Origin of the sequence: Flavobacterium palustre, assembly GCF_014639535.1 — a bacterium.
GTDB lineage: Bacteria > Bacteroidota > Bacteroidia > Flavobacteriales > Flavobacteriaceae > Flavobacterium > Flavobacterium palustre.
In genome coordinates this window covers 452701-475863 of sequence record NZ_BMGA01000003.1, presented here as the reverse complement: position 1 = coordinate 475863, position 23163 = coordinate 452701, and the positions used below count along the sequence as shown (strand labels likewise).

The 23163-nt window shown below is 33.8% G+C and carries 22 protein-coding genes and 1 rRNA gene; 10 read left to right on the top strand and 13 right to left on the bottom strand.

The features are described from left to right. Positions 1-102 (top strand): 5S ribosomal RNA (gene rrf / locus IEV84_RS09085); the annotation flags it as partial. A gap of 258 nt (positions 103-360) precedes the next feature. Here rrf and IEV84_RS09080 read toward each other — a convergent pair. Then, positions 361-1332: a family 43 glycosylhydrolase gene (locus tag IEV84_RS09080; protein WP_188493959.1), complete on the bottom strand. Its 972-nt coding sequence runs from the start codon at positions 1330-1332 to the stop codon at positions 361-363. Positions 1333-1844: 512 nt separating this feature from the next. Between IEV84_RS09080 and IEV84_RS09075 the strand changes: the two genes are divergently transcribed. After that, complete coding sequence (locus IEV84_RS09075; protein ID WP_229732644.1) at positions 1845-2522, top strand: DMT family transporter; 678 nt, start codon at positions 1845-1847, stop codon at positions 2520-2522. Between the two features lie 60 nt (positions 2523-2582). On the opposite strand, the gene IEV84_RS09070 is transcribed toward IEV84_RS09075, so the two are convergent. Next, positions 2583-3062, bottom strand: coding sequence for a DUF6265 family protein (locus IEV84_RS09070; RefSeq protein WP_188493958.1), 480 nt, complete (start codon positions 3060-3062; stop codon positions 2583-2585). A gap of 149 nt (positions 3063-3211) precedes the next feature. On the opposite strand from IEV84_RS09070, the gene IEV84_RS09065 reads away from it, so the two are divergent. The 3 genes from IEV84_RS09065 (at position 3212) to IEV84_RS09055 (ending at position 7794) form a co-directional block, all read left to right on the top strand. Next, complete coding sequence (locus IEV84_RS09065) at positions 3212-4372, top strand: MFS transporter (protein WP_188493957.1); 1161 nt, start codon at positions 3212-3214, stop codon at positions 4370-4372. A 145-nt stretch (positions 4373-4517) separates the two neighbouring features. Next, positions 4518-5594, top strand: a complete 1077-nt coding sequence (prfA, locus tag IEV84_RS09060) for a peptide chain release factor 1 (protein ID WP_188493956.1) — start codon at positions 4518-4520, stop codon at positions 5592-5594. A 133-nt stretch (positions 5595-5727) separates the two neighbouring features. Then, positions 5728-7794 (top strand): DUF5723 family protein, encoded by a 2067-nt coding sequence (locus IEV84_RS09055; RefSeq protein ID WP_188493955.1) that lies wholly within the window; start codon positions 5728-5730, stop codon positions 7792-7794. A gap of 161 nt (positions 7795-7955) precedes the next feature. Here IEV84_RS09055 and IEV84_RS09050 read toward each other — a convergent pair whose 3' ends face one another. From IEV84_RS09050 to IEV84_RS09015, 8 genes are all read right to left on the bottom strand, one after another. Further along, positions 7956-8492, bottom strand: a complete 537-nt coding sequence (locus IEV84_RS09050) for a hypothetical protein (protein WP_188493954.1) — start codon at positions 8490-8492, stop codon at positions 7956-7958. Between the two features lie 46 nt (positions 8493-8538). After that, the gene (locus IEV84_RS09045) at positions 8539-8805 is read right to left on the bottom strand and encodes a YtxH domain-containing protein (RefSeq protein ID WP_188493953.1); all 267 of its coding nucleotides are present in this window, start codon (positions 8803-8805) and stop codon (positions 8539-8541) included. A gap of 25 nt (positions 8806-8830) precedes the next feature. Further along, the gene (locus tag IEV84_RS09040) at positions 8831-8983 is read right to left on the bottom strand and encodes a lmo0937 family membrane protein (RefSeq protein WP_188493952.1); all 153 of its coding nucleotides are present in this window, start codon (positions 8981-8983) and stop codon (positions 8831-8833) included. A 26-nt stretch (positions 8984-9009) separates the two neighbouring features. Next, positions 9010-9639: a porin family protein gene (locus tag IEV84_RS09035; RefSeq protein ID WP_188493951.1), complete on the bottom strand. Its 630-nt coding sequence runs from the start codon at positions 9637-9639 to the stop codon at positions 9010-9012. Positions 9640-9835: 196 nt separating this feature from the next. Next, entirely contained in the window at positions 9836-10366 is a 531-nt protein-coding gene (locus IEV84_RS09030; protein WP_188493950.1) for a hypothetical protein, read from the bottom strand. 84 nt (positions 10367-10450) lie between these two features. Continuing rightward, positions 10451-12106 (bottom strand): sensor histidine kinase, encoded by a 1656-nt coding sequence (locus tag IEV84_RS09025; protein WP_188493949.1) that lies wholly within the window; start codon positions 12104-12106, stop codon positions 10451-10453. 114 nt (positions 12107-12220) lie between these two features. Next, the gene (locus IEV84_RS09020) at positions 12221-12667 is read right to left on the bottom strand and encodes a response regulator (RefSeq protein WP_188493948.1); all 447 of its coding nucleotides are present in this window, start codon (positions 12665-12667) and stop codon (positions 12221-12223) included. Positions 12668-12679: 12 nt separating this feature from the next. Further along, positions 12680-13243 carry a helix-turn-helix domain-containing protein gene (locus IEV84_RS09015; protein ID WP_188493947.1) on the bottom strand — a complete coding sequence of 188 codons (564 nt, stop codon included), beginning with the start codon at positions 13241-13243 and terminating at the stop codon, positions 12680-12682. 173 nt (positions 13244-13416) lie between these two features. Here IEV84_RS09015 and pyrF point away from each other — a divergent pair, with 173 nt between their 5' ends. Further along, entirely contained in the window at positions 13417-14262 is an 846-nt protein-coding gene (gene pyrF / locus IEV84_RS09010) for an orotidine-5'-phosphate decarboxylase (protein WP_188493946.1), read from the top strand. Between the two features lie 78 nt (positions 14263-14340). After that, entirely contained in the window at positions 14341-15150 is an 810-nt protein-coding gene (locus tag IEV84_RS09005) for an ABC transporter substrate-binding protein (RefSeq protein WP_373282904.1), read from the top strand. Here the strand turns inward: IEV84_RS09005 and IEV84_RS09000 are convergent. From IEV84_RS09000 to IEV84_RS08990, 3 genes are all read right to left on the bottom strand, one after another. Further along, positions 15145-15285, bottom strand: coding sequence for a hypothetical protein (locus IEV84_RS09000; RefSeq protein WP_188493944.1), 141 nt, complete (start codon positions 15283-15285; stop codon positions 15145-15147). The two genes, IEV84_RS09005 and IEV84_RS09000, sit on opposite strands and share 6 nt — an antisense overlap. Positions 15286-15656: 371 nt before the next feature. After that, positions 15657-16511 (bottom strand): formyltetrahydrofolate deformylase, encoded by an 855-nt coding sequence (gene purU, locus IEV84_RS08995; protein WP_188493943.1) that lies wholly within the window; start codon positions 16509-16511, stop codon positions 15657-15659. A gap of 134 nt (positions 16512-16645) precedes the next feature. Beyond that, the gene (locus IEV84_RS08990; RefSeq protein ID WP_188493942.1) at positions 16646-17353 is read right to left on the bottom strand and encodes a DUF4197 domain-containing protein; all 708 of its coding nucleotides are present in this window, start codon (positions 17351-17353) and stop codon (positions 16646-16648) included. 119 nt (positions 17354-17472) lie between these two features. On the opposite strand from IEV84_RS08990, the gene IEV84_RS08985 reads away from it, so the two are divergent. The 3 genes from IEV84_RS08985 (at position 17473) to IEV84_RS08975 (ending at position 23162) form a co-directional block, all read left to right on the top strand. Continuing rightward, the gene (locus IEV84_RS08985; RefSeq protein ID WP_188493978.1) at positions 17473-20913 is read left to right on the top strand and encodes a methylmalonyl-CoA mutase family protein; all 3441 of its coding nucleotides are present in this window, start codon (positions 17473-17475) and stop codon (positions 20911-20913) included. 323 nt (positions 20914-21236) lie between these two features. After that, positions 21237-22196: an ion channel gene (locus IEV84_RS08980; protein ID WP_188493941.1), complete on the top strand. Its 960-nt coding sequence runs from the start codon at positions 21237-21239 to the stop codon at positions 22194-22196. A gap of 69 nt (positions 22197-22265) precedes the next feature. Beyond that, the gene (locus tag IEV84_RS08975) at positions 22266-23162 is read left to right on the top strand and encodes a MerR family transcriptional regulator (protein ID WP_188493940.1); all 897 of its coding nucleotides are present in this window, start codon (positions 22266-22268) and stop codon (positions 23160-23162) included. Position 23163: the final 1 nt, after the last annotated feature.

Genomic DNA, 23163 nt, shown 5'->3' with positions numbered 1-23163 from the left:
TTATTGCGGCGGGGCTCACCTCTTCCCATCCCGAACAGAGTAGTTAAGCCCGCCTGCGCAGATGGTACTGCAGTTTTGTGGGAGAGTATGTCGTCGCCTTTCTTTAGTAAAGCCTGTCTTAAAAAAGACAGGCTTTCTTTTTTTATTGGAACGACATGTTCGGCTAAAGCCTCGGTTCGTCGCCTTTCTTTGAAAACCCTATTCAATTGGATAGGGTTTTTTGTTTTGTAGTTGCGACGTGTTCGGCTAAGGCCTCGGTTTGTCGTCTTTCTTTAAAAAAACTGTTCGGTAGAACGGTTTTTTTGTTTTGTTGTGAAGTTAAAATAAAAGATTCGTTCTAAATTAACGGATTTTTGTGAACTATTTAAAAGTGTCCCCAACTCCAATAGCGGTTCTGTTTATCTTTTGTATAGTACCATCTTCGTTAAAATAAAGGTTTTCAGCGCAGGTTTTGCGTTGTTTTTCATTACAAGAAGAAGGATTATCTAACCATCTATGATAAAATAAAACCCATTTTCCTTTAAATTCCACAATAGAATGATGATTGTTGCTTGCGCCTTCTTCGTTCATAATAACTCCCTGATATTTCCAAGGACCTTTTGGAGATTTAGCAGTATAATAAGTTAGAATTCTGTTGTCTTCGGGCATAGTATAATAATAAATTCCGTTTCTTTTAAAAACCCAAGGTCCTTCTCTTTTAGGTTTATAGCCGCCCATATCCATTTTGTACATTTCTCCTTTTACACTAAATAAATCGTCAGCCATTTCTGCGACTAAATAGTCATCGCCACCATTAAAATAAATATAGCCCTTACCATCATCATCAATGAAAAGACATGGGTCATTAGCATAGGGCGTTTTCCACAAAGGTTTACCAATGGCATCTTTGAATGGTCCGGTTGGGGAGTCGCTAACAGCTATACCAATTCCCATCCATTTGGTACTGTTTTTAGGATTTACTCTGTCTTTAAAGCCTGTTCCTACCGGAAAGCAGAAGTAATATTTGCCATTTTTATAAGCGCAATCGGGTGCCCAGGCAAAATTATCTGCCCAAGTTAAGTCTTTTACAGAAAAGATAGCGCCATGGTCTGTCCAATTAACTAAATCGCTCGAAGAAAATGCATGCCAGTCTTTCATGAGAAAATCCGTTTGACATTCCAGGTCATGTGAGGTGTAAACATACATTTTTCCATCTTTCCAAACGTGAGCTGAAGGATCGGCAGTAAGTATATTACTTCCAAAGTTAAGAGGGTTTTGTGCTTTCCCAGTATTGGAAGCTAGTACAGAAAAAAGCAATGGTGCTAAAATTGAAAATGTTTTTGTTTTATTCATTATTTTTTGAAGTATGGTTTATTAGTAAATATACTCGATTTGTAGTGTAAAATGAAATGTGTTATTTTTAATTTTTTATAATCTGTTTACATAATGTTAATTAGGATATGTCTATAGAGATATTTTGTTAGCTTTGCAAGCTTATTAATTATAACTGATATGAACAGAAAGAGTTGTCTTCCTCCTCCAGGATTTTAATATTTCTTAGAAATTTCAAAGAAGTATAGCATCGATATTTTATCGGCTGGTATGTTATACTTAAAAATCTCAATTAAATATTAATATTAAAAGACAGATAATTCTTTTATGAAAAAATTATATTTATTATTACACTTTGCTGTAATACTTGCCGGTTTTACTGGGGTCTTCGGAAAACTTATTTCTCTTAATGAGGGATTGTTAGTTTGGTACAGAGTATTCTTTTCTTCTGTTATTTTATTTTTGATTCTAAAATTTTTAAAATAGTTGATAAAACTACTTTTAAGGAAAAGTTAGCAATTGCTAAAGTTGAAATGCTTATTACTACACATTGGCTTTTCTTTTATGCAAGTATTAAGTATTCGAATATTTCTATAGGTGTTGTTTGTTATTGTCTGACCAGTTTTTTCACCGCGGTTTTCGAACCATTGATTAATAAAAAGAAGTTTAAATTTTCTGAATTACTATTGAGTACTTTTACTTTACTTGGAATAAGTTTGATTTTCCATTTTGATACTTCTTATCAGTTAGGAATTGTGTTAGGTGTTGTTTCATCAGCTTTTGCGGCACTTTATACGATTTTCAATGAACGATTGGTAAGAACTTACAATAGTAAAATTATTAATTATTATCAGATGATTGGCGGGATGATTGGTTGGGGATTTTTACTCCCTGTTTATCTTTATTTCTTTCCGGTGGAAAGTCTTGTACCTAATTTGAAAGATAGTTTTTATCTTGTTTTGTTATCTCTTTTTTGCACTGTCGGTTTGTATGTTTCGTTTGCCGAAGTGTTAAAAAAGATACCTGCTTTTACTGTTAATTTAAGTTTTAATCTTGAACCGATTTACGCTATCATTATGGCATTTTTGTTTTTTGGCGAAAGCAAAGAAGTGAATTCTTCGTTTTATGTCGGATTATTTTTTATAATGATTTCTGTTGTTTTGCAGTCGTACTTTTCCGTTAGAAAAGCGAAAAAACTTATTGTAGTATAAATGAAAAAGCCGTCCTGTTAAAATAGGGACGGCTTCTTAGTAAACAGATGTATGTTGTAATTATTTCGTTTTAACCATATTGTATTTTTCAGTACTTGTTTTACCTGACTGGATTCCTGAGATTTGAGTGATTAAACTATTTTTGGATGTTTTTTTATAACTGATTTTTTGAGGATAATCGTTTTTTAGATTTTGAAAAAGAAGTTCGTTTTCAATTTCTGTATTCAGTTCAAAACGAATGGGTTTATTGTTGTTTTGGCCTTTTATGGTTGTGGTGTAACTTAAAGTTTCTCCTTTTTGTTGTAAAATGATACTTTCGTTATGAATGGTATCTTTGTCTTTTATAAAAAGGGATTGGGCTTTGAAAGTACTATCGTTTACTTTTTCCCAATTTTCAGAAAGTGTACCAATATTGTTTTTGGTTTCCCAATTTCCAATAAGCCAATCGGCTTTTTTTATCAGGTCTTTTTCGGAATTATTGTTTTTCTGACAAGCCGAAGCAATCAAAAGCAGGAATAGTAATGAGGCTGTTTTTTGCATAATTAAAATGAATTGATTTTGTGTCGAATTCAAAACAAAATTAGTAAAAATACCAATAGTTTTTTAAGAATGTTATTTAGGCATTTTTAACATTCTTTACCCGTTTAAAAGGTTTAATTTTGCACTCCAAATGAAAGGGACACAAATTAATGATTTTAGACTATTTTAATAATTTACGCCAATCACCTAAAGGTTACCGACTGGCAACTACTGTATTTTTTTTCATTTCCGGTTTTGGATATTCGTCATGGGCATCCCGAATTCCTGCGATAAAAGCTCAATTGCATTTATCGGAAGCTGAATTTGGAGCTGTATTATTCGCTTTCCCAATTGGATTAATGTTGACGATGCCGTTTACGAGAAGAATTTTAAATCTTTTTAGCAGTCGTTATTGTATGTTGTCAGGAGCGATTTTGTTTAACATAGTTCTGGCTTTACCAGGTTTTGCAGCTTATGTATGGCAGTTGGTTCTTATTCTTTTAATTTTTGGAGGCTCACGGAATATTTTGAACTTATCGATGAACGCTCAGGCATTAGAAGTACAACGTTTGTACCCTAAATCGATCATGACCACATTTCATGCGATTTGGAGTTTGGCTGGTTTTGCAGGTGCAGGTTTAGGCTATGTTATGGTAACACAACATATTGATCCATCCTTCCATTTGTTGGGTATTGGTGTGGCGATGCTGGCAGTGGTAAGCTGTTTTTATCCTTTAACAATAGAAAGTGAACCATCAAAGGAGCAAAGTAAGTTCTTTTCGATGCCTGATAAAAATCTTTTGAAATTTGCTATTATTTGTTTTGTGTCGATGGCTTGTGAAAATACCATGTACGACTGGAGTGGGATTTATTTTCAGAATGTACTGCAGGCTTCGCAAAAAATAACAACAGCAGCTTTTGTGTTTTTTATGACTGCGGTTACTCTTGGACGTTTTTTAGGAGATTATGTGGTGATGCGTTTTGGGATCAAAAGTATTTTGTTTTACAGTGCTATCATGATTAGTGTTGGATTTTTAATTTGTTTTCTTTTGCCCTTTATTATTCCAACGATTATAGGTTTTGTATTGATAGGTGTTGGGGTTTCCTGTACCGTTCCATTAGTATTTAGTATAGCCGGAAGATCAAAAAGTTTGAGTAGTGGTTCGGCGTTGACTTCGATATCTACTATTGGATATCTTGGTTTTTTAATGGTTCCGCCAATGGTTGGTTTTATTTCGGAAGCCCTGAGTATGAAATGGGCTTTTCTAATCATGGCAATTTTGGGAAGTGTAATGATTTTTATGGTAACTAAAATTTCGGAGGAGAATTGATTTAGCCAGAATGAATTCCTTGAGCTTACAGCAGGAAATCGAAGATTCAGCGGAGCTAAAAAGCTCCTGAAAAAATCTGAAATACTGAAACAAAATTGTGCAATCTTTTTTGTATTTTTGCACTCCAATTATAAGGACTATAACTATGTTAGACAGACTTCAAATAGTGAAACAACGTTTTGACGAGATTTCGGATTTAATTATCCAACCGGATGTTATTGCCGATCAAAAACGTTATGTGCAGTTGAATAAAGAGTATAAAGATCTAAAGGCTTTGGCTGAAAAAAGAGATGAATATGTTCTTTTGATGGCAAATATTGATGAAGCAAACGAGATAATTGCTGATGGAAGTGATGCAGATATGGTCGAAATGGCAAAGATGCAACTGGATGAAGCTAAAGAAAGATTACCAATTCTGGAGGAAGAAATCAAATTTATGTTGATTCCTAAAGATCCTGAGGATGCGAAGAATGTTATGGTGGAAGTTCGTGCCGGAACGGGTGGAGACGAAGCGAGTATTTTTGCAGGAGATTTATTCAGAATGTACACTAAATATTGTGAAAGCCGTGGTTGGAGAACTTCGGTTGTGGATATGAACGAAGGAACTTCAGGAGGATTTAAAGAGATTATTTTTGAAGTTACCGGAGAAGATGTTTACGGAACTTTGAAATTTGAAGCCGGAGTTCACCGTGTGCAACGTGTTCCTCAAACAGAAACTCAGGGACGTGTGCATACATCGGCAGCTACTGTAATGGTATTACCGGAAGCAGAAGAATTTGATGTTCAAATTGATATGAATGATGTGCGTGTGGATTTCTTTTGTTCGTCAGGACCGGGAGGACAATCGGTAAATACTACGAAATCGGCGGTTCGTTTAACACACATTCCTACCGGATTAGTGGCTCAATGTCAGGATCAGAAATCCCAACATAAAAATAAAGATAAGGCTTTAGGGGTATTGCGTTCTCGTTTATACGAAATGGAATTGGCTAAAAAGCAGGAAGAAGACGCATCTAAAAGAACTTCTCAGGTAAGTTCAGGAGACCGTTCGGCAAAAATCAGAACTTATAATTATGCACAGGGTCGTGTAACCGATCATAGAATTGGTTTGACTTTATATGATTTAGGAAACATCATGAATGGTGATATTCAAAAGATTGTTGATGAGTTACAGCTAGTTAACAACACTGAAAAGTTGAAAGAAGCCAGTGAAGTTTTCTAATAGGTTAATTAAATATTATTTGTTAAGGAAAATGTAATTTTTTTAATGATATTAATAAGAAAAAGCACTTAATTTGCGTTATCAAATTAGGTGTTTTTTTATGCCCCCAATTTACTAACTAAAAATATTAAGTATGAAAAAGAGAATTTTTCTTTCGATTTTTGCTTTTGCAGGTTTTTGCACAGCAAATGCCCAGTCTTATTTAGGTTATGTTCACGATAATTACGCTGGAGTTCAAGGTGTATTGTATAATCCTGCGTCAATTGTTGATTCTCGTTTTAAAACAGATATTAATTTGTTTTCTATTAGTTCTTCTGTTACGAATGACTTGTATGGGGTAAAGATTTTTGACGTTTTCAAAGACGGTTACGATTTTGATTTAGAGGCTAAAAAGAGTTTTAGTAATGCTAATAATGCGGCCTTTAATACAGATGTTCTAGGGCCATCGGTTATGTTTAACATTGCTCCTAAGCATTCTTTAGCAATATTTACAAGAGCCAGAGCTTTTATGAATGTTGTTGATGTGAATGGGCAAGTGATTAATGATATTACTAAAGATAACTCTTCTACTTTTCCTACGGCTACTTTAGGAAGTCCAAATGCAGTAGGTAATTCTTGGGGAGAATTAGGACTTTCTTATGCTGCTGTTTTATATCAAAGAGGACAGCATTTCTTAAAAGGAGGTATTACAGCTAAGTATTTGCAAGGAGTGGCTAATTATCATTTTCAAGGAACAAATATATCTGTAAAATATGATGATTTTGGAAATCCACTTTTAGATACTTATACAACAACAGGAAATGCAATATATGGTTCAAGCCAGGATTTTTCACTTAGTTCAGATGTTGAGATTAATTCAGAATCAAGAGGTTTTGGTGTTGATTTAGGTTTGGTTTATGAGTGGAGACCTGAATATACTGCAGACAGAGCCGATATAAATGATTTGAAAGAAGTAAATAAATATAAGTTGCGTTTTGGTGTATCGGTTACAGATATAGGTTCTATGAAATATGCAGATGGAGTTCGTAATAGTTATAATTTAGCAGGAGTATTTTCTCAGGATGATTTTGATGGTTATGATAGCTTTGATGATTTTATGGAAGGTGAATTTGGTCCAGGTACTACTGTTAACGGTACAATAAAATCTAATTTGCCAACGGCAATTCATGCCGATGTAGATTGGAATATCCATAGGGAATTTTATTTGAATGCCAATGCTGATTTTGGTGTAGTAAGTAAAACTAAATTAAACCAAAACAGTATTGCTAACCGTGTGAGTGTAACTCCTCGTTACGAATCAAAATGGTTTAGTGCTTATGTGCCAATTTCGTATATGGATTACAGCAAACAAGCTCAGGTAGGTTTTGGTTTAAGAACAGGAGTATTCTTTATTGGATCGGGTTCTATAGTTTCTAATGCTATTTCAAAAAGTTCAAAATCTGCTGATATTCATTTAGGAATAAAAATTCCTGTATATCAGAAAAAAGCTAAAGATCAGGACGGAGACGGTATATTGGATAAAGATGATGAATGTCCTACTGTAGCAGGTCCTGTTGAAAACAAAGGATGTCCATGGGGAGACAGAGATAATGATGGTATTTTAGACAAAGACGATAAATGTCCGGATGTTGCCGGTCCAGCTGCTAATAATGGTTGTCCATGGGAAGACAAGGATAAAGACGGTGTTTTAGACAAAGATGATAAATGTCCTACTGTTGCCGGTCCAAAAGAGAATGCAGGTTGCCCTTGGCCGGATACTGACGGTGATGGCGTTTTAGACAAAGACGACAAATGTCCTAAAGTAAAAGGAACTGCTGCTAACAATGGTTGTCCGGAAGTAACTACCGAGGTAATTAAAAAACTAAATGATTTCTCTAAATCTATTTTGTTTGATTCTTCAAAAGCTACTATTAAAGCTGAATCTAACGATAAATTAGAGGAAATTGTAAAAGTAATGAACGAGTACAGCAACGCTAATTTTAAACTAGAAGGACATACTGATAGTACAGGAAATGTGGCTAAAAATCTTCAGTTGTCTAAAGACAGAGCTGCTGCAGTTAAAGATTATTTAATTGCTAAAGGTATTGATGCTAACAGACTTTCATCTGAAGGTTATGGAGTAACTAAGCCAATTGCTTCTAATAAAACAGTAGCAGGTAGAGCTGAAAACCGTAGAGTAGAAATTATTTTAGTTAAATAATTTAGTTAATTGAGATGTGAAAAATGAGGCTTTCGAGCCTCATTTTTTTTATTTTATACTTTATAATAATAAAAAAAGCTTCCTTTTTCAGTTGAAATCAGGAAGCTTTTTTAGTCATTTTGTATGATAGAAACTAAGGTTTGATTTATACAGCCTATTTTTTAAAGTTTAAAACCATAAGCAAGGCGTAAAGCAACCTGACCTAAGCCATTATCAGGATTGTTATTTCTTAATGCAGGAAAATCAGGTAAATATTCGTAACGAACACTTATATCGATATATTTTGTAGCATATCCAATACTTGGACTTAACAACAAGGATTTGTCGTTATAATTATTGGTTACTGCAAATGCTGCTCCTGCTTCTCCCATTAAATAGAATCGGTCTTTTAGAACAAAGGCTTTAAAACCCAGTTTTGCAGGGATATATCCTAAATCGTTGTCTTCTCCCGTTACAAAAAGATTGTTGAATCCGGTAGTGGCTGTAAGCGAATATCTTTTCGATAAATCATATTGTAAACGAACATCGCCACCTACATTGAGATTATAAGGATCTTCAAATGGATAGCCAACGGATGCACCAATTCCCAGTTTGAATTTTTGCTCATAGCTGTCATTTGGGATATCTTGAGCCGTAGCATTTGTTATACCGATGGTAAACAAAGCCAGGATTGCTAAAGTTTTTACTGATTTTGTCATGATTATTGTATTTGGGGTTACTTTTCTGTAAAATTGAAATAAGGATTTAGTTTTTCTTGTTTATTTCGTTTTCGATTTTTGCTTTTCCGTTATGAAGAAATTGGTGTGCATCATCTGAAACAGATTGGTATTTGGCATCAATTTTCTGAATCATTTTATCAAAGTCCTCTTTCATGTTGTCTTTGAGTTCTCGTGTTTTTTCTCTGATTTTTCTTCTGGTTTTTTTTCCGCTTTGCGGTGCAAATAGAATCCCTAAAATGGCTCCGGTTGCTAATCCGCCGATTACTCCTAACATTACTTTATTTGCTTTCATAATTATAGTATTTAAGGGTTATTATTTAAAGTTGTTTTCCGCTAATAATTCGCATCAATACTGCAATAATTGCAATAACTAACAGCAGGTGAATTAAACTTCCGATGCTATATACAAAGAAGCCTAATGCCCAAAAAACGACTAGCAATACAGCAGTCAGATAAAGTATATTTCCCATAATTGTGTTTTTAAATTAAACTTTTCTTAGAGTTTGAAGCCTATGTATAAACTCAAAGCACTGTTTTTTGAGTCGGGAAAAGTATAGGTGTTGCCGCCAAAATTGCGTTCTTTTCCAATAGTTTGTAATCCGTAATTGTATCGAATCCCTAATGAAGTTGAAGCAAAATCAAATCCAACTCCGGCTGCTAAACCATAATCCCATTTGTTTAAATCGTCATTACTGATGTTTTCTTCAAAATTAAAAACACCACCATCGCTTTCATTTGTTGCTTTTCCGTCTATTAAATAGGCTGCATAAGGTCCAAAATGAATATTAAAGTTGGGTGTAACATTTAATTTTAACAATACAGGCATTTCTAAGTAATTTAGTTTTAGCCTTGTAGTTCCTGTCGCAAAGGCATTGTCATAAGTCAGTTCAGATCCTTTTCGGGAATAATTAAGCTCAGGTTGAATAGATGCTGCTGATGATATAGGTAAATTAGCATACAAACCTGCGTTGAAACTCGTTAGTACATTGTTATCATCAACGTCTTCGGTGTAAAGATTGGTGAAATTAACGCCTCCTTTAATTCCCATTGACGGACTCAGTGATTGTGCTTGAGTGAAATTTACAAATGAAAAGCAAATCATTGCTGTTAAAAATAATCTTTTCATGATTTTATTTTTTTGAGTTATAAATAGATTTGAGAGTAGTTCCTAGGCTACATTACAAAGTTGCAATATCTTAACAATAAATATGTTATAGGATATTTTGAGACTTTTATACAATTTCCATTTTAGTTCAGACATAAAAAAAACACCTCGAAAAAGGTGTTTTTAGATAATTGTAGCTTATTGTAGAAAAACTTTATTACTGATATAGTTTTTGTTCTTTTTGAACAATAGCGATATTATTTTTAATACTTACAATACTTTCTGAGGCTGTTGTTTTTAATGCTTTGTTTTGAGTAGAGGAAGCAATTTTTTGGTAATGTTCTAATTCAGCAAGAAGTAAATCCGCGGTTTTTTTTAAGTACAAATAGGTGTTGGCTTCACTGATAAAATCTTTCAGAGGTTTAGTGTCATATAAGGTGTTGGGGATGATGATAAAATTGTCTTTTGCAATTTTTTTTATTTTGTTTTTCAATAAAATATGATCGTTTTCAACTTGTTTAAAAATAGTATTACTGCTGTTTTCTGTTTCTCTTTCCTGAGCTTTTTGTGTAATTGCCACAATTTTAAGATTCGATTCGGCTATTTCAATCAAAACCTGTGCTTCTATTTTGGTATTGGTTACACTCTTTTCAACTTTATTTTTTTTCTCACAAGAGGTTACAATCAAACAACTGATGGAAAAAAGTATAAAGAATAAAATAGTTTTATTACTTTTTAGAGTGCTCATTAGCTTGTTTTTATGCGAAATTAAATAAAATGACATCTATTGTAGTTATATGATTTTTTAATAATGTTATAGAATTCGGATTGCTTAAATGGGTAAATAAATTTCAAATTCAGCTCCTTCGTTGACTTTTCCTTTTGCAAAAATGTATCCTTTGTGGTTTTCCACTATTTTTTTACAAATGGCAAGACCAACTCCGGTTCCGGGATATTCTTTTTTGCCGTGCAATCTGTTGAATAACAGAAATATTTTTTCGGCATATTCCTGTTCAAATCCCAGTCCGTTGTCTTTAAAAGTGATTTTTAGATATTCCTTTTTCGAATCGTCTTTTAATTTTGGAACTTTATAAGCTTTTACTTTTTTAGAATTTATATCTACAACGGCAGCTTCATCGGTTTTGGAGTATTTTAATGAATTGCTTATGATATTAATAAAGAGCTGTTCCAGTTGGAATTGAATACCCTGAACATGATGTAGTTTTTCGAAATGGATGAGCGCTTTTTTCTCGCTTATATTTTCCGAAAGTTCGCTTATTGCATTTGATACAACCTGATTCAAATCGACTTCTTCAAATCTTTTTTCTGAACGATTGGTTCTGGAATATTGCAATAAATCATCAATTAAAATACGCATTCTGTTAGAAGCTTCCTGAATTTTTTCGAAATAGCTTTTTGCTGTTTCTGACAATTGTTCTTTTTCCCGGTCTTCAATTCGGGAGATAAAAGTTTGAATTTTTCGAAGTGGTTCCTGTAAATCATGACTGGCTACATGATTGAATTCCATTAACTCTTTATTGTTTTGTACTAATTCCTTATTTCTCAGTTCGATTAATTGTGTTTTGTTGTAATCTTCGGTAATGTCCTGAGTGGTGCCAATCATGTTTTTATTTCCCAATCGATCGATGAAAATTTTAGCCGTAGTTCTAAAATGACGAATTTCCAAGGTGTCTTTTTTCAGTATTCGATAATGAATAAGTGGCAACATGGCCGATTCTTCAATATTTTGAAAAGCAGCAGTAAAAATCTCCTGATCATCAGGGTGAATGAAATTTAGTAAATTTTCTAAATTAGCCTGAAAAGATTGTGGTTTACAGCCTAGTAAACGAAATGTATTGTCCGAAAAATTAAAGCTTTTGTCTTCAATATTCAGTAGCCAGCTGCCGTATTTCCCTAGTATTTCGGACTGTTTACTCGATTCATCAAATATTTTCAATCTAATATTTTGAGTAACTAAGTCTTTATAGTTTTTAATAATTCGCATGTAACCCAAACCTAAAATCAGAATTGAAATCAGGAAAGTAGAAAATACAATTAAAGGTGTGTTGGAATTATTGTATTTATAGAGTTTGTCTTTAGTGGTTAATAATTTATTTTCGGTACTGAGCATAATTTCAATCTCGCTTCTTAAGGAATCCATGACCATTTTACCGTTTTTAAAATCGGTATTAAATTCGTCTTTGTTGGCAAAATTGTTTTTGAAATACGAAAACCGTTTGTCAACTAATTCATAAATTCGAATGAGTTGCTGCTGCTTAACAGTATCTGATTTTATGGTGTTGTTTAAGGACTGAAAAGTCAGATTTACATTTTTTCGGGCATTGATAAAAGGCTCTAAATAAGTAGAATCATTGGTAATTACATAACCGCGATGCCCTGTTTCGGCATCTTTTATATAGGATATCAGTTGACCTAATTCAATAGAAATGGCATAGGTATTCATAATCGAATCACTTATTTTATCCAATTCCTTAATGTGTCTGTAGGTGATAGACGCTAAAAAAATTAAGATAAAAAAGGCGATTAAAAATACAGATCTTATAAAGCCTATTGAATCGAATAACTTAGATTTAAACATAATTTACATCCGTAATAAAAAATTATCTTTGTTTAATCCCGAGGTGATGTATTGCCAGTTTAAAGTCACCACTTCTGATAAAACCTCTTTCAGTTTTCCAAAATGACTCGGTTTTTTTATATAAATATTCGCTCCTAAGACAAAGGTGTTTTCAATGTCTTCCTCTGAGGATGAAGTCGAATAAATAGCAATTACAATGTCTTTAAATTTAGGATTGGCTTTAATTTCTTTCAAACATTCAATCCCTGATTTTAAAGGCATATTTAAGTCTAAGAAAATAATATTAGGTAAAACGGTTCCAGGAGCATTAAGGAAATTCATCAATGCCACGCCGTCATTTACCGTATTGACTACCGTATTGATTTTTAATTCTTCAAAAGCATCTGTAAAAAACAATCGGTCGTCTTCGTCATCATCGGCAAGAGTAATTAAGATGAAATCTTTTTGCATGTTTCTTGGGGTTTAGTTGATATTTTGATTGTTAATTTCGCTGCGCTTTTTTAGTATTCGCTGAAAAGCTGAAGGTGTGATTCCGGTTGTATTTTTAAATTGCGAACTTAAATGCGCCACACTCGAATAGTTGAGTTTGAACGCAATCTCGGTTAAGGTCAAATTATGATGGGTAATGAGTTTTTTTACGTATTCAATTTTTTGAAGAATAATGAAATTCTCTATAGAAGTATAAGTAACCTCCGAAAAAAGATTAGAAAGGTACCCATAGCTGTGATTGAGTTTTTCGGCAAGATAAACCGAACTTTTTACCGATGGAATTTGATCATTGGCAATCATTTCGATGATGGTTTCTTTGATTTTTTGCACAATGATATTTTTTTGATTTTCGATAATTTCAAATCCGTAATCGTTTAATACCGTAGCAATTTTTTCGTAGGTTTCCGTATCAATTGTTTCTAAAAATAAAATTTCGTTGGTATTAATAAGATTGTATTTGATGTTGAAAACATCTAATTTCTCTTTTAAGATTTTCTTAATTAGAAAATGACTGTCCGTTTTTAAAAATAATTTCAAGGCTATTATTTTAGGGTTTTAGTAAAAGTAATAAATAGCTTTATTAATTTATAGTTTTTCAAAGTTAGTTTTGCCGTAATTTACTTCTATTATAGAATTTTCAGAGAAACTTATACAATTCTTATATTAATTACAATTGGCTTTGTAACTTTGCGTTTTGAAAATAAAAATAAATGACTACACAACAGTTAATTGAACAAATCCAACTCAAAAAATCTTTCTTATGCGTAGGATTAGATGTTGATTTGAATAAAATTCCAGCTCATTTTTTAGAACTCGAAGATCCTATTTTTGAATTTAATAAAGCAATAATTGATGCTACTCACGATTTAGCTGTTGCTTATAAACCCAATACCGCTTTTTTTGAAGCTTATGGTATTAAAGGATGGATGTCTTTGCAAAAAACCATCAATTATATCAACGAAAATCATCCGGAAATTTTTACTATAGCCGATGCAAAACGTGGCGATATTGGAAATACTTCTTCAATGTATGCCAAGGCTTTTTTTGAAGATTTAAATTTTGATAGTATCACAGTTGCACCTTATATGGGAAAAGATTCTGTAGAGCCATTTTTAGCTTTCGAAGATAAACATACTATTATGTTAGCATTAACGTCTAACGAAGGTGCTTTTGATTTTCAAACACTGGATGTGGATGGAACCCGAGGCGAAGCCGAACGGAGCGGAGCTAAAGAATTGTATAAACGCGTTTTAGAAACTTCTAAAACCTGGAAGAATTCTGAGAATTTAATGTATGTAGTAGGAGCTACAAAGGCGGAATATTTTACTGAAATCAGAAAAATTGTTCCTGATAGTTTCCTTTTAGTTCCGGGTGTGGGCGCTCAGGGAGGAAGTTTATCTGAAGTTTGTAAATACGGAATGAATGCCAATGTAGGATTGTTAATCAATTCTTCAAGAGGGATTATTTATGCTTCAAAAGAAGCTGATTTTGCTGAAAAAGCAAGAGCGGAAGCTTTGAAAATCCAACAGGAAATGGAAGCTATATTACAGTCTTAAAATATAAATGAAGTTGTGAACATATCAAACCATTAGAGAGCCTAGCTTTTTAATGGTTTTTTTATTCAAATTTTTAAATTGAATCAATTGAAGAATTTCTCATTAATCGACGATATAGGAACTTTGCATGTTTTTGATAAAGTACCACAAAGAATCATTTCTTTAGTGCCTTCGCAAACTGAATTATTGGTTGATTTAGGTTTAGAATCCAATATTGTCGGAATTACTAAATTCTGCGTGCATCCAAAGGATTTAAAATTCAAAAAAGCAATTGTGGGTGGAACAAAAAAAGTGGATTATGATAAGATTCGCGCCTTAGAACCTGATGTTATTATTTGCAATAAAGAAGAAAACACCTTAGAAATAGTAGAAACTCTTCGAACAATATGTCCTGTTTGGGTAACTGATATTGTTACAGTTGAAGATAATTTTAAAATGATAAGTGATTTTGGGAAACTCTTTGATTGTGTTACAGAAACTGAAAATTGGAACAAAAAACTGGCGTTAGCTTTCAGTGATTTTAAAGATTTTATTCAAGGCAAACCTGTAAAAAAAGTAGCTTATTTTATTTGGAAAAATCCATATATGGTAGCGGGTTCCGGTAATTTTATTAACGAATTATTGCAATTGAATCATTTTGAAAATGCGTTTGCAAAACAACAGAGATATCCTGAAATAGAACTTCAAAAACTAAATACCAATGGAGATTTGGACTATGTTTTTTTGTCCTCAGAACCTTATCCTTTTAAGGAAAAAGATGCTTTAGATATGGAAAAAATCACTAATCCCACAAAATGTATTTTTGTAGATGGTGAAATGTTTTCCTGGCATGGAAGCCGGTTGTTAAAAGCGTTTGATTATTTTAAAGAATTACATCAAAAGTTATAATTCGCATTCTTCCAGAATTAATTCTTCCTGCTCATTTTTAGTTGTAGCAGCTTTTTTTTGTTTTATTTGAGTCAGGATTTTAAATTCTTCCTGTAGTTTTTCAATTTCACTCGTCTCTTTCAAAAGTCCATTCATAACAGTAAATTTTTCGCAAATTTACATTAACATAACATTTAAAACCTAGTTTTTTATGTTAAGTTTAGCAATTTAAAGGAGTTTTGGGCCAAAAATTAAGAATAATACTAAACTTGCTAAGCTAAAGATATTGCCGTAAAATGTTGTTTTTTACGAAAAAGAACCAATCTTATGTTCTTAAAAAAAAGAAGTGCCAGTATTTAAAAATACTAGCACTTGTTTTAACTAACCAAAACCAAATATAATAAATAACCAGTTCATTACATTGCAAAGATGCCACATAACGGCGGGAAAAGCTGTTAAGGATATGTTATTACTTTGTTGGTTATACGTTAAGATTTAAACGGTTGTTTAACAAAATCGAAAGCCCTTTAAGAGAAAATAACTGTTTTGTTGTTGTAAACCATAGTTTTACGTTCAGCATGCAGTTTTACAGCTCTTGCCAATACGCTGCGCTCCAGGTCACGTCCTTTAACAATGAAATCTTCGATGGAATGACTATGAGAAACTCTGGTGATGTCTTGTTCAATAATTGGTCCTTCATCTAACTCTTCAGTTACATAATGACTGGTTGCGCCAATAATTTTTACGCCTCGGGCAAAAGCCGAATGATACGGTTTTGCTCCCGGGAATGCAGGTAAGAAAGAGTGGTGGATATTGATGATTCTGTTTTTATACAACTCAATTAGTTTTGGCGTGATAATTTGCATGTATCGGGCCAAAACAATAAAATTGATGTCGTATTCTTTCAATAAGGCTATTTGTTGTTTTTCGCCTTCTTCCTTGATGTTTTTAGTAAAAGGAACATGGTGAAACGGAATATCGAAACGTTGGGCTACTCCTTTTAAATCCTCATGGTTGCTAATAATTAACGGAATTTCCAGCGGTAATTCCCCGGCACTGTAACGTCCTAAAAGGTCGTACAAACAATGGTCGTATTTAGAAATAAAAAGCGCCATTCGGGGTTTGTATTCCTGAGTATAGATTTCCCAGGACATATTGAATTTATCGGCCAGATTGGCTTGAAAATCTTTTTTGATTAATTCTAAATCCCAGTTTTGGGTGCTGAATTCACATTCTAAGCGCATGAAAAATACATTTTCATTTGCATCAACATGCTGATCCAGATAAATGATATTTCCCTCGATTCCTGCAATATAATTGGTTACAGAAGCGATAATTCCTTTTTGATCCTCACAATGGATAAGTATCGTTATTTTTTGCATTTTATAATTATTTCATGATTTCAAGAAAGTCTGTTGAAATCAATTTTTATTGAAGTTCTAAAGGATTCAAAACTAAACTTATTTTTTTACAAAACAAATGCTGTTTCACCTGTTTGTTTAAGTGCTTAACACTTTTATTTTTTGTCTTGTAACGCAAAAACTCTTTGTAACAATGGCGATGTTCTGGCGCTAATATTCGTACGGATGTTTTTTTCTTCAACCGCGACCATTTTAAAAACTCCTTTCATGGCCTGATTCGTCACGTAGTCAGTCAGGTCAGGATTTACCTTGCTCACTAATGGAATGCTATTGTATTTAGTGATGATATTTTGCCAAACTTTATCAGCACCCACTTTTGAAAACGAACTTTTGATAACTGGGTTGAATTTTCCGTATAAAGCTGTCGAAGTGCTGTTTTGTAAGTAAGTGGTCGCTGAACTTTCATTTCCCATCAAAATTCCTTTAGCATCAGTAAAGGACATATTTCTTACCGCATCTACAAAAATAGGAGTAGCTTCTTTTACCGCGCCTTCGGCCGCACGATTCATTACTTTTAATCCTTCATCAGCTAACGAACTTAATCCAATTCTTCTTAATCCGGAATCAACTTTTCTCAACTCTTCAGGGAGTAAAATTTTAACCGCTTCGTTTTTATAAAAACCGTCTGTGGCTGTCAATTTACTTACTTGTTTTGTAATACCATTATTCAGGGCTTCTTTTAATCCGCCTGAAATATCAATCATTCCGGTAGTTCCGGTTTGTGGTAATTGACTTAAAACCTGTTGCATTTCGGCACAACTAATTAGAGTGAAACATATAAAAAACAGAGCGATTTTTTTCATAACTTTATGTGTATTAGATTTTGGTCAAAGATACACAAACATCGTTTTGTTTTGAAAAAGTGGCTTAATTCGTTCCGGATAAAAGTGTTTTTTAGGCATAATTAATTGAAATTCAAATTCTGATTCAAATGAAAGTGTATCATCCTAAAAATAAAATAAGAATTGTAACCGCAGCTGCTTTGTTTGACGGTCACGATGCGGCAATTAACATTATGCGCAGAATTATGCAGGCCAGTGGTGTGGAAGTTATTCATTTGGGACACGATAGAAGCGCAGCCGAAATAGTCAATACAGCCATTCAGGAAGATGTTAACGCCATTGCGATTACTTCTTATCAGGGCGGGCACAATGAGTTTTTTAAATATATCTATGATTTGCTGCAGCAAAAAAGAGCAGGGCATATCAAAATATTTGGTGGTGGCGGTGGCGTTATTTTGCCTTCGGAAATTGCAGAATTGCAGGCTTACGGAATTACCGCAATTTATTCCCCTGATGATGGCAGAAGATTGGGATTGCAAGGAATGATTAATGATTTATTGCAACGTTCTGATTTTCCTATTGGTAATGAGTTACATGATGAAATAAGTCTTCTAAAAACAAAAAATACATCAGCGATTGCAAGAATTATTTCGGCAGCCGAAAATTTTCCTGATGCAGCGAAAACTGTTTTAGGTTCGATTGTTCAAATGACTGCCAATAGTAAAGTTCCCGTTCTGGGAATTACAGGTACCGGAGGAGCAGGGAAATCTTCTTTGATGGACGAATTTGTTAGACGGTTCCTTATTGATTTTCCGGAGAAAACCGTGGGAATAATTTCGGTTGATCCCTCAAAACGTAAAACAGGAGGTGCTTTATTGGGTGACCGAATTCGAATGAATGCTATTAATAATTCCCAGGTGTATATGCGTTCATTGGCTACCAGAGAATCCAATAAGGCTTTGTCAAAATCGATTCAGGATGCTATTCAGGTTTTAAAGGCAGCTCAATATGATATTATTATTGTTGAAACTTCGGGGATTGGTCAGTCAGATACCGAGATTGTGGATTATGCCGATGTAGCTTTGTATGTGATGACGCCGGAATTTGGTGCTGCTACCCAATTGGAAAAAATTGATATGCTTGATTTTGCTAATGTCGTGGCTATCAATAAATTTGACAAACGAGGCGCTCCCGATGCCTTGCGGGATGTGAAAAAACAATTTCAACGCAATCATAATCTTTGGGATACTAATTTAGACGATCTTCCTGTTTTTGGTACAATGGCATCCCAGTTTAACGATTCAGGAATGGATCGATTGTATCAGGCGGTAATGAATGCTATAGTTGAAAAAACAAATGCTGATTTGTTTTCCACTTTCAAAGCGAAATCAGAAACCAATGAGAAGGTTTACGTGATTCCTCCACAAAGAACACGTTATCTTTCCGAAATTGTCGAAACGATTCGTAATTATGATGAAAATGCAAAAAGTCAACAGGAAATTGCTCAAAAATTATACGGCATATTTAAAACTTTGGAAAGCGTTTGCGGTAAAATACCACTTATTAATGAAACGGGAATCGATGATGATTCTGTTTTTCCAAGTGCGCTTGTGGAGCACAATGACCAGCGTATTTTTATCAATCTTTTACTAAATCAATTTGATAAGTTAAAAAAAGATTTAGAGCAGCATAATTGGGAAATTATTCTCGGTTGGAATGAAAAAGTAAATAAATACAAAAATCCGTTTTATACATTTAAGGTTAGGGATAAAGAAATAAACCGAACAACCCATACTGATTCGCTTTCTCATGCTCAAATTCCCAAAATTGCTTTGCCTAAATATGAGGATTGGGGCTCCATTCTTCATTGGTCTTTACAGGAAAATGTTCCCGGTGAATTTCCGTTCACGGCAGGAATATATCCTTTTAAAAGAGAAGGTGAAGATCTATCCCGAATGTTTGCCGGAGAAGGAGGACCGGAGCGAACCAACAGGCGTTTTCATTATCTGAGTTCAGGATTTTCGGCAAAACGTTTATCTACTGCTTTTGATAGCGTGACTTTGTATGGTAATGATCCCGATATACGTCCTGATATTTACGGGAAAATAGGCAATGCAGGAGTGGCTGTTTGCTGTTTGGACGATGCTAAAAAGTTATATTCCGGTTTTGATTTGCTCCATCCCATGACTTCGGTAAGCATGACTATTAATGGTCCGGCTCCGATTGTATTAGGTTTTTTTATGAATGCTGCAATCGATCAGCAATGCGAAATTTATATCAAAGCCAATCAATTAGAGAAAGAGGTAGAAGAAAAAATCAATCACATTTTTGAACAAAAAGGAATTGAAAGACCTCGTTATCAGGGAGATTTGCCCGAAGGAAATAACGGATTGGGATTGATGCTTTTAGGAGTGAGCGGGGATGAAGTTCTGTCTCTGGAAGTTTATAATGAGATAAAAACAAGAACTTTGTCGCAAGTGCGTGGAACCGTTCAGGCTGATATTTTGAAAGAAGACCAGGCGCAAAACACCTGTATTTTTTCAACCGAATTTGCTTTACGATTGATGGGCGATGTGCAGGAATTTTTTATTTCGAATAATGTCAGAAACTTTTATTCGGTTTCTATTTCGGGTTATCATATTGCTGAGGCAGGAGCTAATCCAATTACGCAACTGGCTTTTACACTGGCTAATGGATTTACCTATGTAGAATATTTCCTGAATCGCGGAATGGATATTAACAATTTTGGTGCTAATCTATCTTTTTTCTTTTCGAATGGATTAGATTCTGAATATGCCGTAATTGGCAGGGTGGCACGTAGAATTTGGGCGAAAGCCATGAAAAATAAATACCATGCGAATGAACGGGTGCAAATGTTGAAATACCATATTCAAACTTCAGGTCGTTCCCTTCATGCTCAGGAAGTTGATTTTAATGATATTCGAACCACTTTACAGGCTTTGTATGCTATTTATGATAATTGTAATTCGTTGCATACCAATGCTTATGACGAAGCAATAACTACGCCTACCGAAGAATCGGTGCGCAGGGCAATGGCAATCCAACTTATTATCAATAAAGAATTGGGTTTGACAAAAAACGAAAATCCGATGCAAGGCTCTTTTCTTATCGAAGAACTGACTGATTTAGTTGAGGCAGCCGTTTTAGAGGAATTTGATAAAATTTCTGAGCGGGGAGGAGTTTTGGGAGCAATGGAAACCATGTATCAGCGATCTAAAATTCAGGAAGAAAGTTTGTATTATGAAAATTTAAAACATACCGGAAACTTACCAATAATTGGGGTAAATACTTTTTTAAATTCAAAAGGCTCACCAACGATAATTCCCGCCGAAGTCATTCGGGCAACTGAGGAAGAAAAGCAGTACCAGATCAAGGTGTTGAATAATTCACAGCAACGAAATCAGGATAAAGTAAAAGAGCAATTGCAAGCCATAAAACAAGCGGCTGTCAACAATGAAAATTTATTTGGCTATTTGATGGAGGCGACTAAAATATGTTCTTTAGGACAAATTACCTCGGCTTTGTTTGAGGTAGGAGGTCAGTACAGACGGAATATGTAATGTCTGTTAGATTGTAAATTTTTTAAGCCAGAGATTTTTTGAGTCTTTTTTGATTATGAACTCATTTGATCTTTTATGATAATGCTTCAGAGGAGTATCCTGTTCATAGAAATTTATGTGTTTATTGAATGTAGCTCCGTTAGGAGCGGTCTGTTAATTTTACAGTTCGCTCCTAACGGAGCTTTTTTTGTAAAAATTTGTTTTTCTATAAACAGTTCGTCCCTATGGGGCGTTTAGATTTGTATAGAATATGTTTAGTAAAAAGTTTAAATCGCTTCTGTGTTTTTAACTAAATTTACGTAGAAAATTAATCGGGGTATTAGATGGCTTTTTTAAATAAAATCAATTTACAAGCCGTATTGGATAGAAATACGGGATTTGGAACCAACGCAAATAGTTATGGCGGACGTTTTGTAAATAAAGACGGAACGGCTAATATTGAAAAAAGAGGAATGCACTTTTTGCATCGCATTAGTTGGTATCATACCATGATTGATATGCCTGCCTGGAAATTCATGTTGGTCATTCTTATTTTCTATATGGGAATAAATTTGCTTTTTGCGACGGTGTATTTCGGAATTGGAATAGAACATCTCGATGGTATTCCGGTGACGGATAGTAATTGGGCAAAATTTGGTCAGGCTTATTTTTTTAGTGCCCAAACCTTTACTACAGTGGGGTATGGTCATATAAGTCCCGTTGGTTTTTTTACCAGTTTATTGGCAGCAGCCGAAGCTTTAATTGGATTGTTGAGTTTTGCAATTGCCACGGGATTGTTTTTTGGACGATTCAGTAAACCCACTGCTTTTTTAAAATTTTCTCATAACGCATTGATTTCGCCTTATGAAGAAGGTACGGGATTAATGATTAGAATGACTCCTTTTAAAAATACCAATTTCACCGATGCAGAAGCCAAAATGACTCTGGGGATGAGTATTGAGGAAAATGGGGTAAAAGTAAATAAGTTTTATTCTCTGGATTTAGAACTCGAAAGAATAAATGCTCTCACCTTGAGTTGGACATTGGTGCATCCTATAACAGAGAATAGCCCTTTGTATCAGTTTGTAAAAGAAGATTTTGAAACTATAGTAGGGGAAATTTTTGTATATATTAAAACATTTGATGATATGTTCAGTAATACGGTGGCAACACGAACTTCTTATACTTTTGATGAAGTGATTTACGGTGCAAAGTTTATGCCGATGTATCAAAGAAGTGCTGATAACACTAAAACCATTTTGGATTTGGATAAACTGAATCATTACGAAGAATATGTAATATAATATGTTTTTGCTTTATTGTTTTTTTATTATAATAAAAGCGTATATTTGTTTAACTATATTCGTAAATAGATGAACAATATAAAAAATGTTTTTAGTATAAAAGACCTCGAAAATCTTTCGGGGATTAAGGCGCATACTATTCGTATTTGGGAAAAAAGGTATCAGGTTCTGGAGCCCATGCGTACCGATACCAATATTAGATTGTATGATTTAGTCAGTTTGCAAAAACTGTTGAATATTACTTTTTTACATGAATATGGTTATAAAATATCTAAAATTTCCAATTATTCAGAGCGTGAAATTCAGGAATTGGTTAAGCAAATTGTTTCTTCTAAAAACGCAAAAAACCACGCCATTAACGCTTTTAAAATGGCAATGATGAATTTTGATCAACAGCTTTTTTTAAATACTTACAATTGGTTGTCAGAAGAAAAGTCGTTTAAAGAAATTTTTCATCAGGTATTTATTCCTCTTTTGGATGAGATTGGTTTGTTGTGGCAAACCGATACAATTTCGCCGGCTCACGAACATTTTATTAGCTATTTAATAAGGCAGAAAATCATCTTAAATTCCGAAAAACTACAGTTTTTAGATCCTGTTAAACAAGATAAGGTTTTTGTGTTGTCATTACCGTTGAATGAAATTCATGAATTGGGATTGATGTATTTGCATTACGAAATACTTTTAAGTGGTTACAGAAGTATTTATCTGGGCGAGAGCATGCCAATTCATAATTTAAAAGATCTGAAAAAACATTTTGATTCCATTGTCTATGTTTCCTGTTTGACTGTCAAGCCGGACAGAGACGAAGTAAATGAGTATGTTCAGGAAATGGTAGATGTGTTATCAGATGAAACTACCGAATTATGGTTTACAGGCCGATTGGCTTCCTGTATTACTTCAGAAATAGTATTGAAGAAAATTTCTGTTTTTAGTAGTATGGCAGAATTAACATCGCAATTGTAAT

Excerpts from the sequence above, each read along its gene's own strand:
- IEV84_RS09050 (WP_188493954.1), bottom strand. The coding sequence starts at position 8,492 with ATGACAAAATCAGTAAAAACTTTAGCAATCCTGGCTTTGTTTACCATC.
- IEV84_RS09080 (WP_188493959.1), bottom strand. The coding sequence starts at position 1,332 with ATGAATAAAACAAAAACATTTTCAATTTTAGCACCATTGCTTTTTTCT.
- IEV84_RS09030 (WP_188493950.1), bottom strand. The coding sequence starts at position 10,366 with ATGAGCACTCTAAAAAGTAATAAAACTATTTTATTCTTTATACTTTTT.
- IEV84_RS09070 (WP_188493958.1), bottom strand. The coding sequence starts at position 3,062 with ATGCAAAAAACAGCCTCATTACTATTCCTGCTTTTGATTGCTTCGGCT.
- IEV84_RS09055 (WP_188493955.1), top strand. The coding sequence starts at position 5,728 with ATGAAAAAGAGAATTTTTCTTTCGATTTTTGCTTTTGCAGGTTTTTGC.
- pyrF (WP_188493946.1), top strand. The coding sequence starts at position 13,417 with ATGACTACACAACAGTTAATTGAACAAATCCAACTCAAAAAATCTTTC.
- IEV84_RS09000 (WP_188493944.1), bottom strand. The coding sequence starts at position 15,285 with ATGAATGGACTTTTGAAAGAGACGAGTGAAATTGAAAAACTACAGGAA.
- IEV84_RS09045 (WP_188493953.1), bottom strand. The coding sequence starts at position 8,805 with ATGAAAGCAAATAAAGTAATGTTAGGAGTAATCGGCGGATTAGCAACC.
- IEV84_RS09065 (WP_188493957.1), top strand. The coding sequence starts at position 3,212 with ATGATTTTAGACTATTTTAATAATTTACGCCAATCACCTAAAGGTTAC.
- IEV84_RS08990 (WP_188493942.1), bottom strand. The coding sequence starts at position 17,353 with ATGAAAAAAATCGCTCTGTTTTTTATATGTTTCACTCTAATTAGTTGT.
- IEV84_RS09035 (WP_188493951.1), bottom strand. The coding sequence starts at position 9,639 with ATGAAAAGATTATTTTTAACAGCAATGATTTGCTTTTCATTTGTAAAT.
- IEV84_RS09020 (WP_188493948.1), bottom strand. The coding sequence starts at position 12,667 with ATGCAAAAAGATTTCATCTTAATTACTCTTGCCGATGATGACGAAGAC.
- purU (WP_188493943.1), bottom strand. The coding sequence starts at position 16,511 with ATGCAAAAAATAACGATACTTATCCATTGTGAGGATCAAAAAGGAATT.
- IEV84_RS09075 (WP_229732644.1), top strand. The coding sequence starts at position 1,845 with ATGCTTATTACTACACATTGGCTTTTCTTTTATGCAAGTATTAAGTAT.
- IEV84_RS09040 (WP_188493952.1), bottom strand. The coding sequence starts at position 8,983 with ATGGGAAATATACTTTATCTGACTGCTGTATTGCTAGTCGTTTTTTGG.
- IEV84_RS08975 (WP_188493940.1), top strand. The coding sequence starts at position 22,266 with ATGAACAATATAAAAAATGTTTTTAGTATAAAAGACCTCGAAAATCTT.
- prfA (WP_188493956.1), top strand. The coding sequence starts at position 4,518 with ATGTTAGACAGACTTCAAATAGTGAAACAACGTTTTGACGAGATTTCG.
- IEV84_RS08980 (WP_188493941.1), top strand. The coding sequence starts at position 21,237 with ATGGCTTTTTTAAATAAAATCAATTTACAAGCCGTATTGGATAGAAAT.